The sequence below is a fragment of the Streptomyces uncialis genome (assembly GCF_001905345.1).
GTDB lineage: Bacteria > Actinomycetota > Actinomycetes > Streptomycetales > Streptomycetaceae > Streptomyces > Streptomyces uncialis.
In genome coordinates this window covers 1311216-1332087 of record NZ_LFBV01000001.1, presented here as the reverse complement: position 1 = coordinate 1332087, position 20872 = coordinate 1311216, and the positions used below count along the sequence as shown (strand labels likewise).

At 72.5% G+C, this 20872-nt stretch carries 18 protein-coding genes; 13 read left to right on the top strand and 5 right to left on the bottom strand.

All coding sequences use genetic code 11. The features are described from left to right. The first annotated feature begins 10 nt into the window (after positions 1-10). From AB852_RS05730 to AB852_RS05720, 3 genes are all read left to right on the top strand, one after another. Entirely contained in the window at positions 11-628 is a 618-nt protein-coding gene (locus AB852_RS05730; protein ID WP_073784181.1) for a Maf family protein, read from the top strand. A 419-nt stretch (positions 629-1047) separates the two neighbouring features. Beyond that, positions 1048-2802 carry an acetyl/propionyl/methylcrotonyl-CoA carboxylase subunit alpha gene (locus AB852_RS05725; RefSeq protein WP_073785494.1) on the top strand — a complete coding sequence of 585 codons (1755 nt, stop codon included), beginning with the start codon at positions 1048-1050 and terminating at the stop codon, positions 2800-2802. A gap of 758 nt (positions 2803-3560) precedes the next feature. Next, entirely contained in the window at positions 3561-4148 is a 588-nt protein-coding gene (locus AB852_RS05720; protein ID WP_073784179.1) for a TetR/AcrR family transcriptional regulator, read from the top strand. 12 nt (positions 4149-4160) lie between these two features. Here the strand turns inward: AB852_RS05720 and AB852_RS05715 are convergent, their stop codons facing one another. Next, on the bottom strand, positions 4161-5120 hold the full coding sequence (locus AB852_RS05715) for a DeoR/GlpR family DNA-binding transcription regulator (protein ID WP_073784177.1): 960 nt from the start codon (positions 5118-5120) through the stop codon (positions 4161-4163). Positions 5121-5266: 146 nt separating this feature from the next. Continuing rightward, positions 5267-6715 carry an NAD(P)H-quinone dehydrogenase gene (locus AB852_RS05710; protein ID WP_073784175.1) on the bottom strand — a complete coding sequence of 483 codons (1449 nt, stop codon included), beginning with the start codon at positions 6713-6715 and terminating at the stop codon, positions 5267-5269. 129 nt (positions 6716-6844) lie between these two features. Here AB852_RS05710 and AB852_RS05705 point away from each other — a divergent pair, with 129 nt between their 5' ends. From AB852_RS05705 to AB852_RS05695, 3 genes are all read left to right on the top strand, one after another. Then, positions 6845-7282, top strand: coding sequence for a gamma-glutamylcyclotransferase family protein (locus AB852_RS05705; RefSeq protein WP_073784173.1), 438 nt, complete (start codon positions 6845-6847; stop codon positions 7280-7282). 973 nt (positions 7283-8255) lie between these two features. Further along, positions 8256-9080, top strand: a complete 825-nt coding sequence (locus tag AB852_RS05700; protein WP_073784171.1) for a purine-nucleoside phosphorylase — start codon at positions 8256-8258, stop codon at positions 9078-9080. A 140-nt stretch (positions 9081-9220) separates the two neighbouring features. Continuing rightward, complete coding sequence (locus AB852_RS05695; RefSeq protein ID WP_073784169.1) at positions 9221-10897, top strand: phospho-sugar mutase; 1677 nt, start codon at positions 9221-9223, stop codon at positions 10895-10897. Between the two features lie 43 nt (positions 10898-10940). On the opposite strand, the gene AB852_RS05690 is transcribed toward AB852_RS05695, so the two are convergent. Beyond that, positions 10941-11831 (bottom strand): NAD(P)-dependent oxidoreductase, encoded by an 891-nt coding sequence (locus AB852_RS05690; protein WP_107499129.1) that lies wholly within the window; start codon positions 11829-11831, stop codon positions 10941-10943. A 186-nt stretch (positions 11832-12017) separates the two neighbouring features. Between AB852_RS05690 and AB852_RS38400 the strand changes: the two genes are divergently transcribed. Both AB852_RS38400 and AB852_RS05680 read left to right on the top strand, forming a co-directional pair. Then, complete coding sequence (locus AB852_RS38400; RefSeq protein ID WP_245876614.1) at positions 12018-12449, top strand: hypothetical protein; 432 nt, start codon at positions 12018-12020, stop codon at positions 12447-12449. 128 nt (positions 12450-12577) lie between these two features. Next, on the top strand, positions 12578-13228 hold the full coding sequence (locus tag AB852_RS05680; protein WP_073784167.1) for a PH domain-containing protein: 651 nt from the start codon (positions 12578-12580) through the stop codon (positions 13226-13228). On the opposite strand, the gene AB852_RS05675 is transcribed toward AB852_RS05680, so the two are convergent. Next, positions 13221-14138, bottom strand: a complete 918-nt coding sequence (locus AB852_RS05675) for a LysR family transcriptional regulator (RefSeq protein WP_073784165.1) — start codon at positions 14136-14138, stop codon at positions 13221-13223. The genes AB852_RS05680 and AB852_RS05675 overlap by 8 nt on opposite strands. A 152-nt stretch (positions 14139-14290) precedes the next feature. Between AB852_RS05675 and AB852_RS05670 the strand changes: the two genes are divergently transcribed. The 5 genes from AB852_RS05670 (at position 14291) to AB852_RS05645 (ending at position 19928) form a co-directional block, all read left to right on the top strand. Further along, the gene (locus AB852_RS05670; protein WP_073784163.1) at positions 14291-14806 is read left to right on the top strand and encodes a cupin domain-containing protein; all 516 of its coding nucleotides are present in this window, start codon (positions 14291-14293) and stop codon (positions 14804-14806) included. A gap of 148 nt (positions 14807-14954) precedes the next feature. Continuing rightward, entirely contained in the window at positions 14955-15686 is a 732-nt protein-coding gene (locus tag AB852_RS05665; protein WP_245876613.1) for a LamG domain-containing protein, read from the top strand. Positions 15687-16589: 903 nt separating this feature from the next. Continuing rightward, complete coding sequence (gene deoC, locus AB852_RS05655; RefSeq protein WP_073784159.1) at positions 16590-17576, top strand: deoxyribose-phosphate aldolase; 987 nt, start codon at positions 16590-16592, stop codon at positions 17574-17576. Between the two features lie 5 nt (positions 17577-17581). After that, positions 17582-19018 carry an aldehyde dehydrogenase family protein gene (locus AB852_RS05650; RefSeq protein WP_073784157.1) on the top strand — a complete coding sequence of 479 codons (1437 nt, stop codon included), beginning with the start codon at positions 17582-17584 and terminating at the stop codon, positions 19016-19018. Further along, positions 19011-19928 carry an aldehyde dehydrogenase family protein gene (locus AB852_RS05645; protein ID WP_073784155.1) on the top strand — a complete coding sequence of 306 codons (918 nt, stop codon included), beginning with the start codon at positions 19011-19013 and terminating at the stop codon, positions 19926-19928. The genes AB852_RS05650 and AB852_RS05645 overlap by 8 nt, the downstream gene beginning before the upstream one ends. Before the next feature lie 150 nt (positions 19929-20078). Here AB852_RS05645 and AB852_RS05640 read toward each other — a convergent pair whose 3' ends face one another. Further along, the gene (locus AB852_RS05640; RefSeq protein WP_073784153.1) at positions 20079-20837 is read right to left on the bottom strand and encodes a TetR/AcrR family transcriptional regulator; all 759 of its coding nucleotides are present in this window, start codon (positions 20835-20837) and stop codon (positions 20079-20081) included. Positions 20838-20872: the final 35 nt, after the last annotated feature.

The following is a 20872-nucleotide window of genomic DNA, read 5'->3' as shown; positions in this document are numbered from 1 at the left end:
CGCTCTGTCCATGAGCGAAGCACGTCACCTCGTCCTGGCCTCCCAGTCCCCCGCCCGGCTCGGGCTCCTGCGTCAGGCGGGCCTCGACCCCGAGGTCATCGTCAGCGGGGTCGACGAGGACGCCGTGAGCGCCCCGACCCCCGCCGAACTGGCCCTCGCGCTCGCGGTGGCCAAGGCGTCGGTGGTCGCCGCCCGGCCGGAGGTCGTCCGCGCCGGGTCGCTGGTCGTCGGCTGCGACTCGGTCCTCGACCTCGACGGCGAGGCGCTCGGCAAGCCCGCCGACGCCGAGGAGGCCACCGCCCGCTGGAAGTCCATGCGGGGCCGCGCGGGCACCCTCCAGACCGGGCACTGCGTGTACGACGCCCGCACCGGACGCCATGTCTCCGCGACCGCGTCGACCGTGGTGCGGTTCGGGGAGCCCACGGACGCCGAGATCGCCGCGTACGTCGCCTCCGGCGAGCCCCTGCACGTCGCGGGCGCCTTCACCCTGGACGGCCGCTCGGCCCCGTTCGTGGACGGCATCGACGGCGACCACGGCAACGTCATCGGGATCTCGCTGCCGCTGCTGCGCCGGCTGCTCGCGGAGCTCGGCGTGGGCATCACCGACCTGTGGACGCCGCGTCCTTGACCTGCCGCGCCGCCCCACCCGCGCCTACTCGCGGGTAGGGCGGCCTGAGGCGGCCCGCGCGACGCAAAGAACCGTTGGGCCATTCGTAGGGATTCCACAAAGAAACCCGATCTCCGGCAGCGCTCTCTCATAGAGACCTTGGCCACACAGCGGGGCTAGGGTTCTCCACAGGATTCCTGCGCACCGGGTATGACGAGGGATTTCACCGCGCACGGGACCCGTTCTCACGCTCTGTGTGGGCAAGCTCACCAGGGGGAACAGGTCGTAAGGCCGTGTCGGCAGTCCCTAAACTCGGCGTGTTCCGGGGAAGTCTTTCGAAGTGAGCGGCACGGGGACCCGTGGACCGCGTCGGCCCGTGGGCCGCGGGCCGGAGTCCGGGGTTCGGCCCCCCGGTCGAAAACTGCAAGGAGGGAGCCATCGTGCGGAAGGTGCTCATCGCCAATCGCGGCGAGATCGCGGTTCGGGTGGCACGGGCGTGCCGGGACGCGGGGATCGCGAGTGTGGCGGTCTACGCGGAGCCGGACCGTGACGCGTTGCATGTCCGGGTGGCGGATGAGGCGTTCGCGCTGGGTGGGGACACCCCCGCCGCCAGCTATCTCGACATCACCAAGGTACTCAAGGCGGCGGCGGACTCGGGCGCGGACGCCGTGCACCCGGGCTACGGCTTCCTGTCGGAGAACGCGGAGTTCGCCCAGGCCGTGACCGACGCGGGCCTGACCTGGATCGGTCCGCCGCCCCAGGCCATCCGCGACCTCGGCGACAAGGTCGCCGCCCGGCACATCGCCCAGCGCGCGGGCGCGCCGCTGGTCGCCGGGACGCCGGACCCGGTGTCCGGCGCGGACGAGGTCGTGGCCTTCGCGAAGGAGCACGGACTGCCCATCGCGATCAAGGCCGCGTTCGGCGGTGGCGGGCGCGGGCTGAAGGTCGCCCGCACCCTGGAGGAGGTCCCCGAGCTGTACGACTCGGCGGTCCGTGAGGCCGTCGCCGCGTTCGGCCGCGGCGAGTGCTTCGTCGAGCGCTATCTCGACAAGCCCCGGCATGTCGAGACCCAGTGCCTCGCCGACACCCACGGCAATGTCGTGGTCGTGTCCACCCGTGACTGCTCGCTCCAGCGGCGCCACCAGAAGCTGGTCGAGGAGGCCCCCGCGCCGTTCCTCTCCGACGAGCAGAACGCCCAGCTCTACGCGTCGTCCAAGGCGATCCTCAAGGAGGCCGGGTACGTCGGCGCGGGAACCGTCGAGTTCCTGGTCGGCGCCGACGGCACGATCTCCTTCCTGGAGGTCAACACCCGGCTCCAGGTCGAGCACCCCGTGACCGAGGAGGTCACCGGGATCGACCTCGTGCGCGAGATGTTCCGTATCGCCGACGGTGAGGCCCTCGGCTACGACGACCCGCCGGTGCGCGGCCACTCCTTCGAGTTCCGGATCAACGGCGAGGACCCGGGACGCGGCTTCCTGCCCGCGCCGGGCACCGTCACGGTGTTCGCCCCGCCGTCCGGGCCCGGTGTCCGGCTCGACGCGGGTGTGGAGTCCGGCAGCGTCATCGGTCCCGCGTGGGACTCGCTGCTCGCCAAGCTGATCGTGACCGGTGCGACGCGGGAGCAGGCCCTTCAGCGGGCCGCGCGGGCGCTGGACGAGTTCCGGGTCGAGGGGATGGCCACGGCGATCCCCTTCCACCGCAAGGTGGTCGCCGACCCCGCGTTCACGTCCTCGCCGTTCCGGATCTTCACCCGGTGGATCGAGACCGAGTTCGTCAACGACATCCCCGCGTTCTCCGCTGTCGCGGACGCGGAGGCGGAGGACGAGACCGGCCGCGAGACGGTGGTCGTCGAGGTCGGCGGCAAGCGGCTGGAGGTGTCGCTGCCGTCCTCGCTCGGGATGTCGCTCGCCCGCACCGGTCTCGCGGCGGGCGCGCGGCCCAAGCGGCGGGCCGTGAAGAAGTCCGGGCCGGCCGCCTCGGGTGACGCGCTGGCCTCGCCGATGCAGGGCACGATCGTGAAGGTCGCCGTCGAGGAGGGCCAGGTCGTCGCGGAAGGGGACCTCGTGGTCGTGCTGGAGGCGATGAAGATGGAGCAGCCGCTCAACGCGCATCGTTCCGGGACGGTCAAGGGGTTGGGGGCGGAGGTCGGTGCCTCCGTCACCTCCGGCGCGGTCATCTGCGAAATCAAGGACTGACCCCCTCCGGGGGTGCGGGGTCTCGTCTGCGGGGGGCGTTTTTGGTCGCGCCCCCCGCAGGTCGCCTTCGCTTGCGCTTCCTAGGTCTGTCCGGCTGGCCGTACTTCGTTCCTGTGCCGTCGTTCGTCGTTTTCGCGCAGTTCCCCGCGCCCCTTTGGGGCGCAACCGGCTTGTTCTTCGGGTCGGTGCCGGTCGGGATTCTCCGTCCTCGATCCGACACGCTCGGTACGACGTTTCCTTACCCGGCTGAAGAGCATCGGAGTCTGCGAGCAGAGATTCCCGCCCACCCCCTCCCGTAGCGGGGCGAGTCCGCGAGGAGGATGGTTCAACCCCGCCCCGGGCTGATGCCGGCCCGCAGGCAGACGGCAGCCCCAGGAGGGCGCCCCCAAAGGGGCGCGGGGAACTGCGCAAAAGACGAGAACCGGCCCGCACCCGAACAGCGACCGCAAGAAGGCAGCACCTCAGGGGCGCGGGGAACTGCGCAAAAGACGAGGGCGGACCCGCACCCGAGGAACGACCGCAATGGGGCAGCATCCAGGGGCGCGGGGAACTGCGCACCCACGAACGGCCCGCACAGGGACAAGTACGCCGAGCCGGACAGACCTCAGAAGCGCAAGCGAAGGCGACCTGCGGGGGAACTGCGCACCCACGAACGACCCGCACGGGGACAAGTACGTCCCGCCGGACGGACCTCGGAAGCGCGAACGAAGGTGACATGCTGGGGGGACCCTGGTGGACGTGAGGACGGAGGAACCGGGATGAGTGGCAGCACCTCGCAGCCCCCGGCCCGCCCCCGGCCGATGAGGTCGGACGCCCGCCGCAACCGCGAACGCCTGCTCGCGGCAGCCCGCGAGGTCTTCGCGGACCACGGCACGGACGCGTCCCTGGAGGACGTGGCCCGCCGCGCGGGCGTCGGGATCGGCACCCTGTACCGCCACTTCCCCACCCGCCACGCGGTGATGTGCGCGGTCTTCGAGGACGCCGTGAGCGACCTCCTGTCCCGCTCCCGCGCCCTCCTCGACGCCCCGCAGTCCTGCACCGCCCTGGTCGACTGGCTCCGCGCGATCATCACCCACGCGAGCGAGTACCGGGGCCTGTCGCACGCGCTCATGTCGGCGTGCCACGACGACAGTTCCGCACTGGCGCGGTGCAGCACCCCGATGCGCGAGGCGGGCACCGCCCTGCTGACCCGCGCCCAGCGCTCGGGCGCGGTCCGCGCCGATGTGTCCGTCTCGGACCTGATGCAGCTCACGAACGCGATCGCGCTGGCCGCCGAGGAGACCCCCGACGACCCCGGGCTGGCGGACCGGCTGCTGAACCTGACGCTCCGCGGCATCCGCGCGTAGCGCCGCGGCGGCTCAGCGGCGCCGCATGTCCGCGACCCGCGCCGCCGCGCTCCGCTCCCCCGCCGTGCTCTCCCCGAGCATCGAGGCGGCGGCACTGCGCAGTTGCGGGCCCCGGCGCGGCCCCGGCAGGGGCATGTCCCGGCGCTGCTGGCGCCCCGTCGGGACCGGGTCGGGGCCCACTGTGCCGCTCTGGCCACCGGCGACCGTGATCTGTACGCCCTGATCGGCGAGGGCCTGGAGTTCGGTGGCGGCCCGGTCGTCGTGGGGTGGCGGATCGTCGGTGACGAGCCGGGTGATCACATCGGTCGGCACCGTCTGGAACATCGTGTCGGTGCCGAGCTTGGTGTGGTCGGCGAGGACGACGACCTCGGCCGCGGCCTGCACCAGCGCCCGGTCGACACTGGCCGACAGCATGTTGGAGGTGGACAGCCCGCGTTCGGCGGTCAGGCCGCTGCCGGAGAGGAAGGCACGGGACACCCGCAGCCCCTGGAGGGACTGTTCGGCGCCGCTGCCCACGAGGGCGTAGTTGGAACCCCGCAGGGTGCCGCCGGTCATGACGACCTCGACACGGTTGGCGTGGGCCAGCGCCTGGGCCACGAGGAGGGAGTTGGTGACCACGGTGAGGCCGGGGACCCGTGCGAGACGGCGGGCGAGTTCCTGGGTGGTGGTACCCGCCCCCACCACGATGGCCTCGCCTTCTTCGACGAGTCCCGCCGCGAGATCGGCGATGGCCGTCTTCTCGGCGGTCGCGAGATGAGACTTCTGCGGAAAGCCGGATTCTCGCGTGAACCCGCCCGGCAATACCGCACCGCCGTGCCGGCGGTCGAGGAGTCCTTCTGCCTCCAGCGCCCGCACGTCCCGCCGTACGGTCACTTCGGAGGTCTGGACGACGCGGGCGAGCTCACGGAGCGACACGGCTCCGTTGGCGCGCACCATTTCGAGGATCAACTGACGACGTTCTGCAGCGAACACGAAACTGACAGTAACCCCAACGACCGACTGCTTTCAGCAGTTTCCGCCGAATAGCAGAAGTTGTTCGCACGGGACCGCACCGAGTGGTATAGCCCCCCGAAGGGGGCACGGGAGGGTCGTACCGTACCGGGTCCGGGGCGCCGCGGCTACGCCTCGTCCGCGGCCTTCCGCGTCTGCAACTGCCGTGCCACCTCCGCGATGGACCCCGACAGCGACGGGTACACGGTGAACGCGTTGGCGATCTGCTCGACCGTGAGGTTGTTGTCGACCGCGAGCGAGATGGGGTGGATCAGCTCGGAGGCCCGCGGCGCGACCACGACGCCCCCGACCACGATGCCCGTGCCCGGACGGCAGAAGATCTTGACGAAGCCGTCCCGGATGCCCTGCATCTTCGCGCGGGCGTTGCGCAGCAGCGGCAGCTTGACGACGCGGGCGTCGATCTTGCCGGAGTCGACGTCGGCCTGGCTGTAGCCGACGGTCGCGATCTCCGGGTCGGTGAACACGTTCGACGAGACGGTCTTCAGGTTGAGCGGGGCGACCGCGTCACCGAGGAAGTGGTACATCGCGATGCGGCCCTGCATCGCCGCGACGGACGCCAGCGCGAAGACGCCGGTCACGTCACCGGCGGCGTACACCCCGGGGGCCGTCGTACGGGAGACCCTGTCGGTCCAGATGTGGCCGGAGTCGCGGACGCGGACGCCCGCCTCCTCCAGGCCCATCCCGCTGGAGTTCGGGATCGCGCCGACCGCCATCAGGCAGTGCGTCCCGCTGATGACCCGGCCGTCGGACAGGACGACCTCCACCCGGTCCCCCACCCGTTTCGCGGACTCCGCGCGGCAGCGGGACATGACGTTCATGCCGCGGCGCCGGAACACGTCCTCCAGGACGGCCGCGGCGTCCGGGTCCTCACCGGGCAGCACCCGGTCCCGGCTGGAGACGAGGGTGACCCGGGAGCCGAGGGCCTGGTAGGCGCCCGCGAACTCGGCTCCGGTGACACCGGAGCCGACGACGATGAGTTCCTCGGGGAGCTCGGTGAGGTCGTAGACCTGGGTCCAGTTGAGGATGCGCTCGCCGTCGGGCAGCGCGTCGCCCAGCTCACGCGGGTGGCCGCCGGTGGCGATCAGCACGGCGTCGGCGGTCAGCCGCTCCTCCGTGCCGTCGGCCGCCCGGACCACCACGGTCCGGCTGCCGTCCGCCGCCTGCTGCCCCTCCAGACTGCCCCGGCCGCGCACCACGCGGGCGCCCGAGCGGGTGACGGAGGCGGTGATGTCGTGCGACTGGGCGAGCGCCAGCCGTTTCACCCGCCGGTTGACCTTCCCGAGGTCCACACCGACGACGCGGGCGGGCGCGTCGATGTGGGGGGTGTCGTCGGCGACGATGATCCCCAGTTCCTCGTACGACGAGTCGAAGGTGGTCATCACCTCGGCCGTCGCGATCAACGTCTTCGACGGCACACAGTCGGTGAGTACCGACGCTCCGCCCAGACCGTCGCAGTCCACGACGGTCACCTCCGCGCCTAGCTGGGCGGCCACCAACGCCGCCTCGTAGCCGCCGGGCCCTCCACCGATGATCACGATCCGAGTCACGTACCCCATTGTCCCGCACGCTTCAAGCCGCGCGCCTCCGGGGTGGCCACCGCGTGTCCCGGGGCACGACCTCCCTCTTCAGAGGGGTACTTCCGGTACGGGAGGGGCACACGGCGCCGCTGCCGTACCCTCGACTCCATGTCGCTCTACGCCGCGTACGCCGGCAATCTCGACGCGCGGCTCATGTCACGCCGCGCTCCGCACTCGCCGCTGCGTGCCACCGGCTGGCTGAACGGCTGGCGGCTGACCTTCGGTGGGGAGCACATGGGCTGGGAGGGTGCGCTCTCGACGATCGTCGAGGCGCCCAGGTCACAGGTGTTCGTGGCCCTCTATGACATCGCGCCCATGGACGAGGACTCCATGGACCGGTGGGAGGGGGTCGGGCTGGACATCTACCGCCGGATGCGGGTGCGGGTCCATACGCTCGACGCGGAGGAGCCCGCCTGGGTGTACGTGCTCAACGGGTACGAGGGCGGGCTGCCGTCCGCGCGGTACCTCGGGGAGCTGGCCGACGCGGCCGAGTCCGCGGGGGCGCCCCACGACTACGTCATGGAGCTGCGCAAACGCCCCTGCTGACCGCCTTCGCTTGCGCTTCCCAGGTCTGTCCGGCCTTGCGCACTTGTTTCTGTGCGGTCGCTCGGTGGTTTCGCGGTTCCCCGCGGGTCGCCTTCGCTTGCGCTTCCCAGGTCCGTCCGGGTGGGCGCACTCGTTCCTGTGCCGTCGCTCGGTGGTTCTGCGCAGTTCCCCGCGCCCCTTTGGGGCGCGTTCTGCCGTCTTTCGGGTCGGTGCCGGTCGGGATTCTCCGTCCTCGCTCCAACGCGCTCGGTACGACGTACCTGTGGCCCTACTGAAGAGCATCGGAGTCTGCGGGCAGAGATTCCCGCCCACCCCCTCCCGCAGCAGCGCGACTGCGCGAGGAGGATGGTTCAACCCCGCCCCGGGCTGACGCCAGCGCGCAGCCTGACCCCACCCGCAGCCTGAGAACAGCCCCAGGTGGGCGCCCCCAAAGGGGCGCGGGGAACTGCGCAAAGACGAGGACCGGCCCGCACCCGAAGAGCGACCGCAAGAGGGCAGCACCGAGGGGCGCGAGGAACTGCGCACCCCCGTCCGACCTGCACGGGAACAGGTACGCCCAGGTGCGGAACCCTAGGGGCGCGGGGAACTGCGCGAGGACGAGGGCAGGCCCGCACCCGACGGACAACGGACCGGGGCAGCATCCAGGGGCGCGGGGAACTGCGCGAAAGACGAGGACCGGCCCGCACCCGAAGAGCGACCGCCAGAGGGCAGCATCCAGGGGCGCGGGGAACTGCGCACCCCCGAACGACCCGCACAGGAACAAGTACGCCCAGCCGGACAGACCTCAGAAGCGCGAGCCACCGAACGACCTGTGCGGGGACAAGTACGTCCAGCACAGGAAACCTCGGAAGCGCGAGCGAAGGCGACCCGCTGGTCCGGGATCTGAGACCCAGGGAAACGACCAGGCAACGATCCTCGTAACCGTTCCCTCTCTATCTACGCGCGTAGGCGAATTAGGGCTACGCTCATCCGCGTGAACGAATCTCTTCTTCCGGACGACATCCAGGGCGACCCCCACGCCGCGGCCGACGCCGCCGCGTCCCGCCTCCGTGAGCTGACGGGCGCCGGGACCCACGACGTCGCCCTCGTGATGGGCTCCGGCTGGGCCCCCGCCGCCCGCGCGCTCGGCGAGCCCGAGCACGAGTTCTCCGTGACGGAACTGCCCGGCTTCCCGCCGCCCGCCGTCGAGGGCCACGGCGGCACCGTCCGCTCGTACCGGATCGGCGACAAGCGGGCGCTGGTGTTCCTGGGCCGTACGCACTACTACGAGGGCCGGGGCGTCGCACCCGTCGCGCACGGCGTGCGCACGGCCGTCGCGGCCGGCTGCAAGACCATCGTCCTGACGAACGGCTGCGGCGGTCTGCGCGAAGGCATGCGCCCCGGTCAGCCGGTCCTCATCAGCGACCACCTGAACCTCACCGCGACCTCGCCGATCGTGGGCGCGAACTTCGTGGACCTCACCGATCTGTACTCGCCCCGGCTGCGCGCCCTGTGCAAGGAGATCGACCCCACCCTTGAGGAGGGCGTCTACGCGCAGTTCCCCGGCCCGCACTACGAGACGCCCGCCGAGATCCGGATGGCCCGGACGATCGGCGCCGACCTGGTCGGGATGTCCACCGTGCTGGAGGCCATCGCCGCCCGTGAGGCGGGCGCCGAGGTGCTCGGGATCTCGCTGGTCACCAATCTCGCCGCCGGCATGACCGGGGAACCCCTCAACCACGAGGAGGTCCTCCAGGCGGGCCGCGACTCCGCCACGCACATGGGCGACCTGCTCACCCAGGTGCTGGGCCGCATCTGACGGCACCCGCGCGCCCGTGGCGGGTCCACACCCCGGCCACGGGCGGCCGTACGCGTCCGCGTTCCCGGTGGGCGCGCCCCGTCACCGGGTAGAGCGAGGGAAGACCGCGCCCACCCGGACACCACCCGAGAGGCAGAACCGTGCAGGACGACGAGCTGATCACCCGCGCCCGTGCCTGGCTGGCCGAGGACCCCGACCCCGGGACCAGGGACGAGCTGGCCCGCCTGCTGGAGCGGCTGCACCCGGGCACCGCCGACAAGGAGGCCGCCGCCGAGCTGGCCGACCGGTTCGCGGGCACCCTCCAGTTCGGCACCGCCGGGCTCCGCGGTGAGCTGGGCGCGGGCCCGATGCGGATGAACCGCGTGGTGGTCGTACGGGCCGCCGCGGGACTCGCCGCGTACCTCAAGGACGAGGGCCACGCGGGTGGCCTGGTGGTGATCGGTTACGACGCCCGGCACATGTCGGCCCGGTTCGCGCAGGACACGGCGGCCGTGCTGACCGGCGCGGGTCTGCGGGCCGCGCTGCTGCCGCGTCCGCTGCCCACCCCCGTTCTCGCGTTCGCGATCCGCCATCTGGGCGCGGTCGCGGGCGTCGAGGTCACCGCGAGCCACAACCCGCCCCGGGACAACGGCTACAAGGTGTACCTGGGTGACGGCTCGCAGATCGTGCCCCCGGCCGACAGCGGGATCGCCGAGCGGATCGCCGCGGTCGGCGCGCTGGCGGACGTACCCCGTCCGGACGGCGGCTGGGACACCCTCGGCGAGGAGGTCACCGAGGCGTACCTGGCCCGGACCGACGCCGTCCTCTCGACGGGCTCCCCGCGCACCGCGCGCACCGTCTACACGGCGATGCACGGGGTGGGCAAGGATGTGCTGCTCGCCGCGTTCGCCCGCGCGGGCTTCCCCGCCCCGGTGCTGGTGACCGAGCAGGCCGAGCCGGACCCCGACTTCCCGACGGTCGCGTTCCCGAACCCGGAGGAGCCCGGGGCGATGGACCTCGCGTTCGCGACGGCCCGCGCCGCCCGCCCCGACCTGATCGTCGCCAACGACCCCGACGCCGACCGCTGCGCGGTGGCCGTACCGGTCGTGGACGCCGTCGACCCGGACGGCGGGTGGCGGATGCTGCGCGGGGACGAGGTCGGCGCCCTGCTCGCCGCGCATCTGGTCCGCCGGGGCGTCAGCGGCACGTTCGCGGAGTCGATCGTGTCGTCGTCGCTGCTGGGCCGGATCGCCGCGAAGGCCGGGCTCGGGTACGAGGAGACCCTGACCGGTTTCAAGTGGATCGCCCGGGTGGACGGTCTGCGGTACGGCTACGAGGAGGCGCTGGGCTACTGCGTCGACCCGGAGGGCGTCCGCGACAAGGACGGCATCACGGCCGCGCTGCTGATCACCGAGCTGGCGTCGGAGCTGAAGGAGGAGGGCCGTACCCTCCTGGACCTGCTGGACGATCTCGCGGTCGAGCACGGGCTGCACGCCACCGACCAGCTCTCGGTACGGGTGGAGGACCTGTCGGTGATCGCCGACGCCATGCGCGCGCTGCGTGAGCGCCCGCCCGCCGCGCTCGCGGGCCGTCCCGTGACCCGGGCCGAGGACCTGACCCTGGGGAGCGGTGAGCTGCCCCCCACGGACGGTCTGCGGTACTTCCTGGACGGCGCCCGGGTCATCGTCCGCCCGAGCGGCACCGAGCCCAAGCTGAAGTGCTATCTGGAGGCCGTCGTGCCCGTCGGGGCCCGCGAGGAGCTGCCCCGGGCCCGTACCGAGGCCCTGGACCTGCTGGCGGCCCTGAAGCGGGATCTGGCCGCCGCCGCGGGCATCTGACGTCCCGGCCGTTCCCGGAGGGCGTGCGTCCTTCCGGGAACGGTCAGCTCTCCCTCGCGGCCGTCCTGAGCTGCCGGACGCCGAGCGGCGCGCTCCAGGTGTCGTGGCCCCCGGCGGACAGCGCCCGCAGCCGGGCCGGCGACAGATCGAGCCACTCGGTGTCGACTCCCGCGTCCCGGGCCGTCGCCACCATGTTCAGCATCCCGGCGGTCTGTACGTCGAGGCCCTGGGTGAGCCGCGGCGGGGTGCCGTCGGCGGCCTCGGCGTCGATCTCGGCCGCGAAGGCCGGCATCAGCGCCCCCATGCTGCCCAGCCAGGGGACGAGCAGTTCCGTCACCCCGGCCGCGCTGCCGCCGGGACGGGAGGTCGCCATGGCGACGGCCAGGTTGAAGCCGTGGAACATCAGGTCCATCGCGCTCAGCAGGGCGATGTCGTAGAGCGACGCGAGCCCGGTGTCCTCGCCGAGCCAGTGCGCGGTGCCGAGCACCTCCAGGTCCGTCCGCCAGCGGGCGAACGCCTCCTGGGGCCCGCTGTACAGCACGAACGCCCCGGGTGAGGCGATGGTCCCCGGGACGGCCATGATCCCGCCGTCCAGACAGGTGATGCCCGCCCCGGCGGCCCACCCGGCCAGTTCGGCGGCCTGCGCGGGCGAGCCGTTCGTCAGATCGACGACCGTCCGGCCGCGCAGCTCCTCCGCGAGGGGTTCCAGCACCTCACGGACCGTGGCGGGGTCGAGCAGACAGACCACCACGAGCCGGGCGGCCCGTACGGCTTCCCCGGCGTCGGCGGCCCGTTCCGCTCCCCGCTCGACCAGGGCGTCGGCGCGGGACGCTGTCCGGTTCCACACCACGGTCCGCCGCCCGGCGTCCAGGAACGCTCCCGCCAGCGCCCGCCCCATGTCGCCCAGCCCGAGCACACTCACATCACCGCGCACCGCGGCCCCGCTTCTTCCCTCACCCCGGCAACGGGCCCGGCCGGACCCGCCCTTCCACCCTGGAGGCGGCCGGACCTGCGGACAAGAAGGCACATGAGAGTGCCGAACTCACCAAAAGGTGCGCACCAAATGGTTCGGGGCCGGCCGAGAAGGAACTCCTGACGGCTTTCGGACGTCATCGGGTGCATGGAGGCGGACGAGCAGAACGGGCAGAACACCGGTATCAAGACACGGCCCGGCCAGGCCGGGGAGGAGCCCGGGCCACCGGCGGACGGACCGTCGGGGACGCTCGCCGGATGCCTGGTCGCGATCCTGGCGGGCGCGGTCGGGCTCACGGTGTGGCTGCACGGGGCGCGGCCCGGGATACGCGGCGGCTTCGAGGGCGAGCGGGACCTGAGCCTCGTCTACGGCGAGCTGCCCCTGATGCTGTTCGGCGTGCCCGCCCTGACGCTGACCGTCTGGTCGGTGAGCCGCGCCGCGCTGCGCGACCGGCTGGCCCCGTTCCCCCGGGCGGCCGTCCTCGTCGCGGTGGTCGGCGCGACCCTGGCCCTGCTGGGCTGGCTGTGCCTGCTCTGGCTGGAGTCCCGCGTGACCTTCTTCGACCATCCCCCCTGGTGAGCCGGCCAGCCCGCACCCCTGGCCCCGGCGGCCCGGCCCGGTACCTCGACGGCTGGGGGCGGCCGGGAAGGGGCGTCGGGCGAGGGCTCCGGGGACCCGTTCCGGCCAGGTGGGGCAGAATCGTTCGTATGACGAGTTCCGATCGCCGCACGCCGTCCCCGCCCCCTTCGGGGAACCCGGAGGAGCCCGTGTACCAGGACCGGGTCTTCCGGTCCTCCGCCGCGATCGCGGGCGGTGTGCTGCTGCTCGCGCTGGGCGGCTGGCTCGGGGTGGACGCGCTGGTCCGCGGTGAGGGCACCGCGCCATGGCTGGCGCTCGCCACGCTGCTGTTCCTGGTGCCGCTCGTCGTGGCGTACACGCTCCGTCCGGCCGTCTTCGTCAGCGAGGACCGCCTGCGGATCCGCAACCCGTTCCGGACGATCACCCTGCCCTGGAGCTGTGTGGGCAATCTCCGCGCGGGCTACTCCAACGAGGTCTTCGACGACACCGGGGTGAAGTACCAGCTCTGGGCCGTGCCGGTGTCGCTGCGGGCCCGCAAGAAGGCGGCCCGTCAGCAGAGCCGGGCCGCCGTGGACGATCTGTCCGGCCGCACCACCCTGACGGCGGCATCCGTCCGCTCGCCCTCCGACCAGACCGTGGAGGACCTGCGGGAGCTCGCGGAGCGCCGCGGCGGCGCAGAGTCCGCGCAGGGCCGCCCGCAGATCCGCTGGGCGTACGAGATCCTCGGCCCGTCGGCCGCGGGCGCGGTGCTGCTCGCGGTGGTCCTCGCGCTCACCTGAGTTCCCCGGCGGGGCCCGGCGGGGCCCCGTCCGGTCCGGGCCGCCGGGACAGCGCGCGGATCAGCGGGCGCAGCGCCGGGCCGGGCACCCCGGGCGGTACGGCCAGCGAGGTGGGCGCCCCGGGGGCGGCCAGCGGGCGGACGGCGACCCCGGTCAGGGTCGGCAGGGTCCCGGTGACGTCGTAGAAGACGGTCCAGGACGGCGGGTCGGCGGCGATCGCGCCCAGGGTGTCCTGGAGGTCGGTGAACGGCGGTCCGGGCACCGGTTCGGCCCCGGTGGCGCGTACGAGGTCCGTGACCAGGTCGTGGAACGGCGGGTTCCGTGCCCGTGGGGCGAGCCTGAGCGGGAGTCCCGCCAGCTGCTCCGGGCGCGGTTCGGGGCAGTCAGCCAGGGGGTGCGCGGCGGGAAGTGCCACGTACAGCGGTTCGGTCCACAGGGGCAGGAGTTCCAGTCCGGGCGCGGCGGGCATGGCCCGGACGAGCGCGGCGTCCAGCTCACCGGCGCGGACGGCCGCCAGCCGCTCGGTGACGGGCATCCTCGATGTGCGGACCCGCAGCCCGGGGGCCTGGGCCGCGAGCTCGTCGAGCAGCCGGTACACCCGATCCCCCGGGCCCCTGATCACCCCCAGCCGCAGCAGCCCGCCGGTGCCGGAGGCGATGTCGGCGGCCACCCGGCGGACGCGGTCGGCGGCGGCGAGTGCCGTGCGCGCCTCCGGGAGCAGCCGTTCCCCGGCCCCGGTCAGCCGCACCCGGCGTGCGGAACGGTCGAACAGGGTGACGCCCAGTGCGCGTTCCAGTCGCCGTATCTGCTGGCTGACCGCCGACTGGACGATGCCGAGGTGTTCGGCGGCCCGCCCGAAGCCGCCGGTCTCGGCGACCGCCACGAAGTACTGGAGCTGCCGCAGTTCCATGGTCCCGCCCCGTCCGCCCTCGCATCACGATCGGTGATCCCCACGATCGGCAACCGCTGCTGGTTCAGGTTCTGTTCCCGGGGTCGAATGGTCACGCGGGCAGGCACCCGGCAGGACCGCCGGGGCCGCCCGGACGGACAGGAGCCGAGCCGATGGACCGAGACCTCTCCCCGACCGGGACGGGCGCCCCGCGCGCGCTGGTCGTACGCGCCGAGGACGCCGAGCGGGTGCCGCTGCCGTCCGGCGGGGGCTTCGGCCTGCTGGTCGACGGCGGGTCGACGGGCGGTGCGCTGGGCGCCAACCGGCTCGACCTCGCCGAGGGCGCGGACGGCGGTCTGCCGCATCTGCACACCCGGTCGACCGAGCTGTTCCACGTCCTCACCGGCACGGTCGAGTTCCTGCTGGACGGGACGCTGACCCCGGTGGCGGCGGGCGGAACGGTGGCCGTCCCGCCGGGGCTGCCGCACGCCTTCGGCGCGGCGCCCGGGTCCGCCGCGCGGCTGTTCGTGGTGCTGACCCCGGGGCTCGACCGGTTCGGCTACTTCCGCGCGCTGGGCCGGGTCCAGCACGGGCTGGAGCCGTTCACGAGCCTGCTGCCCGAACAGGACCGCTACGACGTGCACTTCCTCGACCCGGAGCCTTGGCGGGCCGCCCGGAACCGGTCCTGACGGGACGGGTTCCGGGACCGGGAGGTCACTTCCACTCCGGGAACATCACCTAAAGTGATGAACCAACCGCACAAAGTCGCCTTCGTGCGCATATGCGGGCCGCCCCCGGGCAGAACTCCCCGGACACCCCGTCCCGGGGAGGAGTGACATGCTCACCGAAGGACTGGCCCGGCTCCGCGGGCGGCTCCGGCGCCTCGTCGGCAGACCGCGGCCCCCTACCGACACCACCGCCGGCACACCCGTGTTCACGGCCGACTTCACCTCCACCTCGCAGTGGGTGGCGGGCCGCACCTGGGCGTATCCCGGGGGCGGTCCGACGAACCTCGGCGACAACAAGCTGGACCATCTGGTCGCGGACCCCGGCTACAGCCGTTCCGGGGTCTTCCGCGCGACGCGCCGCCCGGACGGCAAGTGGGACGCGGGGCTGCTGACCACCGAGGGCAGCGACGAGGGCTTCATGGTGCGCGCGGGGGACACCCTGGAGGCCCGGGTACGGCTACCGGAGGAGATGGGCGCCTGGCCCGCGATCTGGACCTGGCTCGACGGGGACCAGGAGATCGACGCGTTCGAGTACCACCCCGACAACCCGGACCTGCTGGAGCTGTCCAACCGGGTCCGCGGTGGTCAGTCCTACTACCGGGACCCGGCGATCGCCCCCGGCGGATGGCTCGACCTGAAGGTCGAGTTCGGGGTGCGCTCGGTGGTGTGGTGGGTGAACGGCACGCGGGTGTACGCGGACCGGCGCGGGGTGGGACGCAGATGGCAGGCGTACCTCATCGTCAACCTCTCCGTCTGCGCGGGCCGCTACCACCCGCGCCCCGACCCGTCCGTCTCGGAAATGTCCTTCGAGGTGGCCCGCCTCCTCATCCACCGACCTTGAGCCCCGGTACACGGGTCGCCTTCGCTTGCGCTTCCCAGGTCCGTCCGGCGGGACGCACTTCGTTCCGGTGCCGTCGCTCGGTGGGTTCGCGCAGTTCCCCGCGGGTCGCCTTCGCTTGCGCTTCCGAGGTCTGTCCGGGTGGGCGCACTCCGTTCCGGTGCCGTCGCTCGGTGGGTTCGCGCAGTTCCCCGCGCCCCTTTGGGGCGCGTTCTGCTTGTTCTTCGGGTCGGTGCCGGTCGGGATTCTCCGTCCTCGATCCGACACGCTCGGTAAGACGTACGTGTGGTCCTACTGAAGAGCATCGGAGTCTGCGAGCAGAGATTCCCGCCCACCCCCTCCCGCAGCCATGCGACTGCGGGAGGAAGGGGGTTTGAACCCCGGCCGGGCTGACGCCAGCCCGCTGTCTGACCCCACCCGCAGACTCAGAGCAGCCCCAGGTGGGCGCCCCGAAGCGGCGCGGGGAACTGCGCAAAAACGAGGACCGGCCCGCACCCGAAGAACAAACCCGAAGGGGCAGCATCCAGGGGCGCGGGGAACTGCGCACCCAAGGACGACCCGCACAGGGACAAGTACGCCCAGCACAGGAAACCCAGGGGCGCGGGGAACTGCGCACCCACCGAGCGACGGCACAGGAACGAAGTGCGCCACGCCGGACAGACCTCGGAAGCGCAAGCGAAGGCGACCCGCGGGGAACTGCGCACCCAAGGACGACCTGTGCTGGGACAAGTACGCCCAGCACAGGAAACCCAGGGGCGCGGGCGACGGCGAGGTCCGGACCTGGGTACGGTCGACGTGTGGCTGCGAGGCGCGAGCGAAGGCGACCTGTACAGCTGCTACGCGCGTAGATATGCTCAGCTCGTGACCATGTCCAGTACCTCGCCCCCAGAGCAGGAACCCACCCTCATGGACCCCACCACCACCGGGGCCCCGGCCCCGGGCCCCCGCGCGGCGGACGATCACGGCCTCGCCGACGTGACCTCGTCGGAGACGACCCTGCGCCGGTTCCTGCACGGACTGCCCGGCGTGGACACGGTCGGCCTCGAAGCCCGTGCGTCGGCGCTCGGTACCCGTTCGATCAAGACGACGGCGAAGGCGTACGCCATCGACCTGGCGATCTCGATGATCGACCTGACGACCCTGGAAGGCGCCGACACCCCCGGCAAGGTCCGCTCCCTCGGTGCCAAGGCCGTGTACCCGGACCCCACCGACCGGTCCACCCCCCGGGTGGCCGCGGTGTGCGTGTACCCGGACATGGTGGCCACGGCGAAGGCCGCGGTCGCCGGCAGCGGCGTCAAGGTCGCGTCCGTGGCGACCGCCTTCCCGGCGGGCCGCGCCGCGCTCGACGTGAAGCTCGCCGATGTGCGGGACGCGGTCGCCGCCGGGGCCGACGAGATCGACATGGTCATCGACCGGGGCGCGTTCCTCTCCGGCCGGTACATGAAGGTGTACGAGGAGATCCGCGCCGTGAAGGAGGCGTCCGGCGCGGCCCGGCTCAAGGTCATCTTCGAGACGGGCGAGCTGTCGACGTACGACAACATCCGCCGTGCGTCCTGGCTCGGGATGCTCGGCGGCGCCGACTTCATCAAGACCTCGACCGGCAAGGTCGCCGTGAACGCCACCCCGCCGAACACCCTGCTGATGCTGGAGGCGGTCCGGGACTTCCGCGCCCAGACCGGCGTCCAGGTCGGGGTGAAGCCGGCCGGGGGCATCCGTACCACCAAGGACGCGGTCAAGTTCCTGGTGCTGGTGAACGAGACGGCGGGCGAGGACTGGCTGGACAACCACTGGTTCCGGTTCGGCGCCTCGTCCCTGCTGAACGATCTGCTGATGCAGCGCCAGAAGCTGGCGACCGGCCGCTACTCCGGCCCCGACTACGTGACGGTGGACTGATCACCATGGCAAGCATCTTCGAGTACGCGCCCGCGCCCGAGTCGCGCGCGGTCGTCGACATCGCGCCCTCGTACGGGCTGTTCATCGACGGCGAGTTCACCGAGGCCGCCGACGGCCAGGTCTTCAAGACGGTGTCGCCCGCCACGGAGGAAGTGCTCTCCGAGGTCGCGCGGGCCGGTGAGGCCGATGTGGAGCGGGCGGTGAAGGCGGCCCGCAAGGCGTTCGTGGGCTGGTCGGCGCTGCCGGGCGCCGAACGCGCGAAGTACCTGTTCCGGATCGCCCGGATCATCCAGGAGCGCAGCCGTGAGCTCGCGGTCCTGGAGACGCTCGACAACGGCAAGCCGATCCGGGAGACCCGGGACGCGGACCTGCCGCTGGTCGCCGCGCACTTCTTCTACTACGCGGGCTGGGCCGACAAGCTTTCCCACGCGGGCTACGGCACCGACCCGAGGCCGCTGGGTGTGGCCGGCCAGGTCATCCCGTGGAACTTCCCGCTGCTGATGCTGGCGTGGAAGATCGCCCCGGCGCTCGCGACCGGCAACACGGTCGTGCTGAAGCCCGCCGAGACGACTCCCCTGTCGGCCCTGTTCTTCGCGGACATCTGCCGTCAGGCCGGTCTGCCGAAGGGTGTCGTCAACATCCTGCCCGGTTACGGTGACGCGGGTGCCGCGCTGGTCGCGCACCCGGACGTGAACAAGGTCGCGTTCACCGGTTCCACGGCCGTCGGCAAGCAGATCGCCCGGACCGTCGCGGGCACGGACAAGAAGCTGACCCTGGAGCTGGGCGGCAAGGGCGCCAACATCGTCTTCGACGACGCGCCCGTCGACCAGGCCGTCGAGGGCATCGTCACGGGCATCTTCTTCAACCAGGGCCAGGTCTGCTGCGCGGGCTCCCGGCTGCTGGTGCAGGAGTCGGTGGCGGACGAGCTGATCGCGTCGCTGAAGCGCCGCCTCGCCACCCTGCGCCTCGGGGACCCGCTCGACAAGAACACCGACATCGGCGCGATCAACTCCGCCGAGCAGCTGGCCCGGATCACGGCGCTGACCGAGCAGGGTGAGCAGGAGGGCGCCGAACGCTGGTCCGCCCCCTGCGAGCTGCCGTCGTCGGGGTACTGGTTCGCGCCGACGCTGTTCACCGGTGTCACCCAGGCGCACACGGTCGCCCGGGACGAGATCTTCGGCCCGGTCCTGTCGGTGCTGACGTTCCGCACCCCCGACGAGGCCGTCGCCAAGGCGAACAACACCCAGTACGGCCTGTCCGCGGGCATCTGGACCGAGAAGGGCTCCCGCATCCTCGCCGTGGCGAACAAGCTGCGCGCGGGAGTCGTCTGGTCCAACACGTTCAACAAGTTCGACCCTGCCTCGCCGTTCGGCGGGTACAAGGAGTCGGGCTTCGGCCGCGAGGGCGGCCGACACGGCCTGGAGGCGTACCTCGATGTCTGACAACAGCCGGCTGAGCGTCTTCAAGACCTACAAGCTGTTCGTGGGGGGCAAGTTCCCCCGCAGCGAGAGCGGACGGGTGTACGAGGTGACGTCCAAGACATCAGGTGCTGCCGCGCCGGGGAAGGGCGGCTGGCTGGCCAACGCGCCGCTGTCGTCGCGCAAGGACGCCCGGGACGCGGTGGTCGCCGCCCGCAAGGCGTTCGGTCCGTGGTCGGGGGCGACCGCGTACAACCGCGGCCAGGTCCTGTACCGGGTCGCGGAGATGCTGGAGGGCCGCCGGGAGCAGTTCGTCCGCGAGGTCGCGGACGCGGAGGGCCTGTCGAAGTCGAAGGCGGGCGCCCGGGTGGACGCGGCGGTCGACCGCTGGGTCTGGTACGCGGGCTGGACCGACAAGGTCGCCCAGGTCGTCGGCGGGGGCAACCCGGTCGCGGGCCCGTTCTTCAATCTGTCGACCCCGGAGCCGACGGGTGTGGTGGCCGTACTGGCGCCGCAGGAGTCGTCGTTCCTCGGTCTGGTCTCGGTGCTCGCCCCGGTGCTCGCGACCGGCAACACGGCCGTGGTCGTGGCGAGCGAGCGGGCGCCGCTGCCCGCGCTGTCCCTCGGCGAGGTCCTGGCGACCTCCGACGTCCCCGGCGGGACGGTCAACATCCTGTCCGGCCGGACGAAGGAGATCGCGGCCCCGCTCGCCGCGCACAGCGACGTCAACGCGATCGACCTCACCGGCGCGGACGAGGCGCTGGCCACGGAGCTGGAGATCGCGGCGGCGGACAACCTCAAGCGGGTGCTGCGGCCGGGCGCGGAGGACGACTGGTCGGCCGACCCGGGGATGCGGCGGCTGACCGCGTTCCTGGAGACCAAGACGGTGTGGCACCCGACCGGTTCGCTGGGCGCCTCGGGCTCCTCGTACTGAACCGGGCCGAACCGGCCTGAACAGACCTGAACCGGGCCTCGTGCCCGTAGCCGGGTGGACGTTCCACCGAGCGCGCCGTGCGGACCCCGACCGGGGTCCCGTACGGCGCGCTCGGCCGTTCCCCGGGCGGGCGGGCCCCGGCGCGGGCCGTTACGGCAGGCCCAGGCGGGCGGCCAGGCCGTCGAGGACGCAGTCGAGTCCCGTCGCGAACTCCCACGCGGGGTCGTCGCGGCGCCGCAGTGCCCGCAGGGTCGCGCCGTAGACGGGGTAGCGGTCCGTCCCCATCAGCCACTTCATGGTCGGGGCGAGCCCGAGCCGGATGTCGTCGCCGCTGGCCCAGCCCTGTTCGTCCATGTAGGCGCGCAGGGCCACCTCGGCCTGCACCGCGCCCTGGACGTACGCGTTGACGGTCCGGAAGGCGACCATCAGCGTGTCGGCGTCCAGCCCGTGACCGTCGAGGGCGGCGATCTGGCGTTCGGCCGCCGCGATCCGGTGCGGGGTGAGCAGCGAGAGCGGCGCGGGCACGGTGGTGAGCCAGGGGTGGGCGAGGGTCGTCCCGCGGGTCCGCAGGGCCATCTCCCGCAGCACCTCGCGCCAGCCGGTGACCTCGTCGGGCACGACCAGCTCGACGGCGACCCGGTCGACCATCAGCGCCCAGAGGTCGTCCTTGCCGGAGACATGGCGGTACGCGGCCATGGGCGCGACCCGGAGTTCGCTGGCGAGGCGGCGCATGGTGACCGCCTGCATCCCCTCGGCGTCGGCGATCCGGACGGCGGCCTCGGCGAGGGTGGCGGGGGTGAGGGTGTTCCGGGGAGTGGGGGCGGGCCGCTCCAGCCGCTCCCACAGGGAGGCCTCGGGCTGCCGCCCGCCGGGGCCGCCCGGGTCGGCCCTCTTGTTCTGCGCGGCCATCGCCACACGCTCCTCTCCGGCGGTCCGCGGTGACC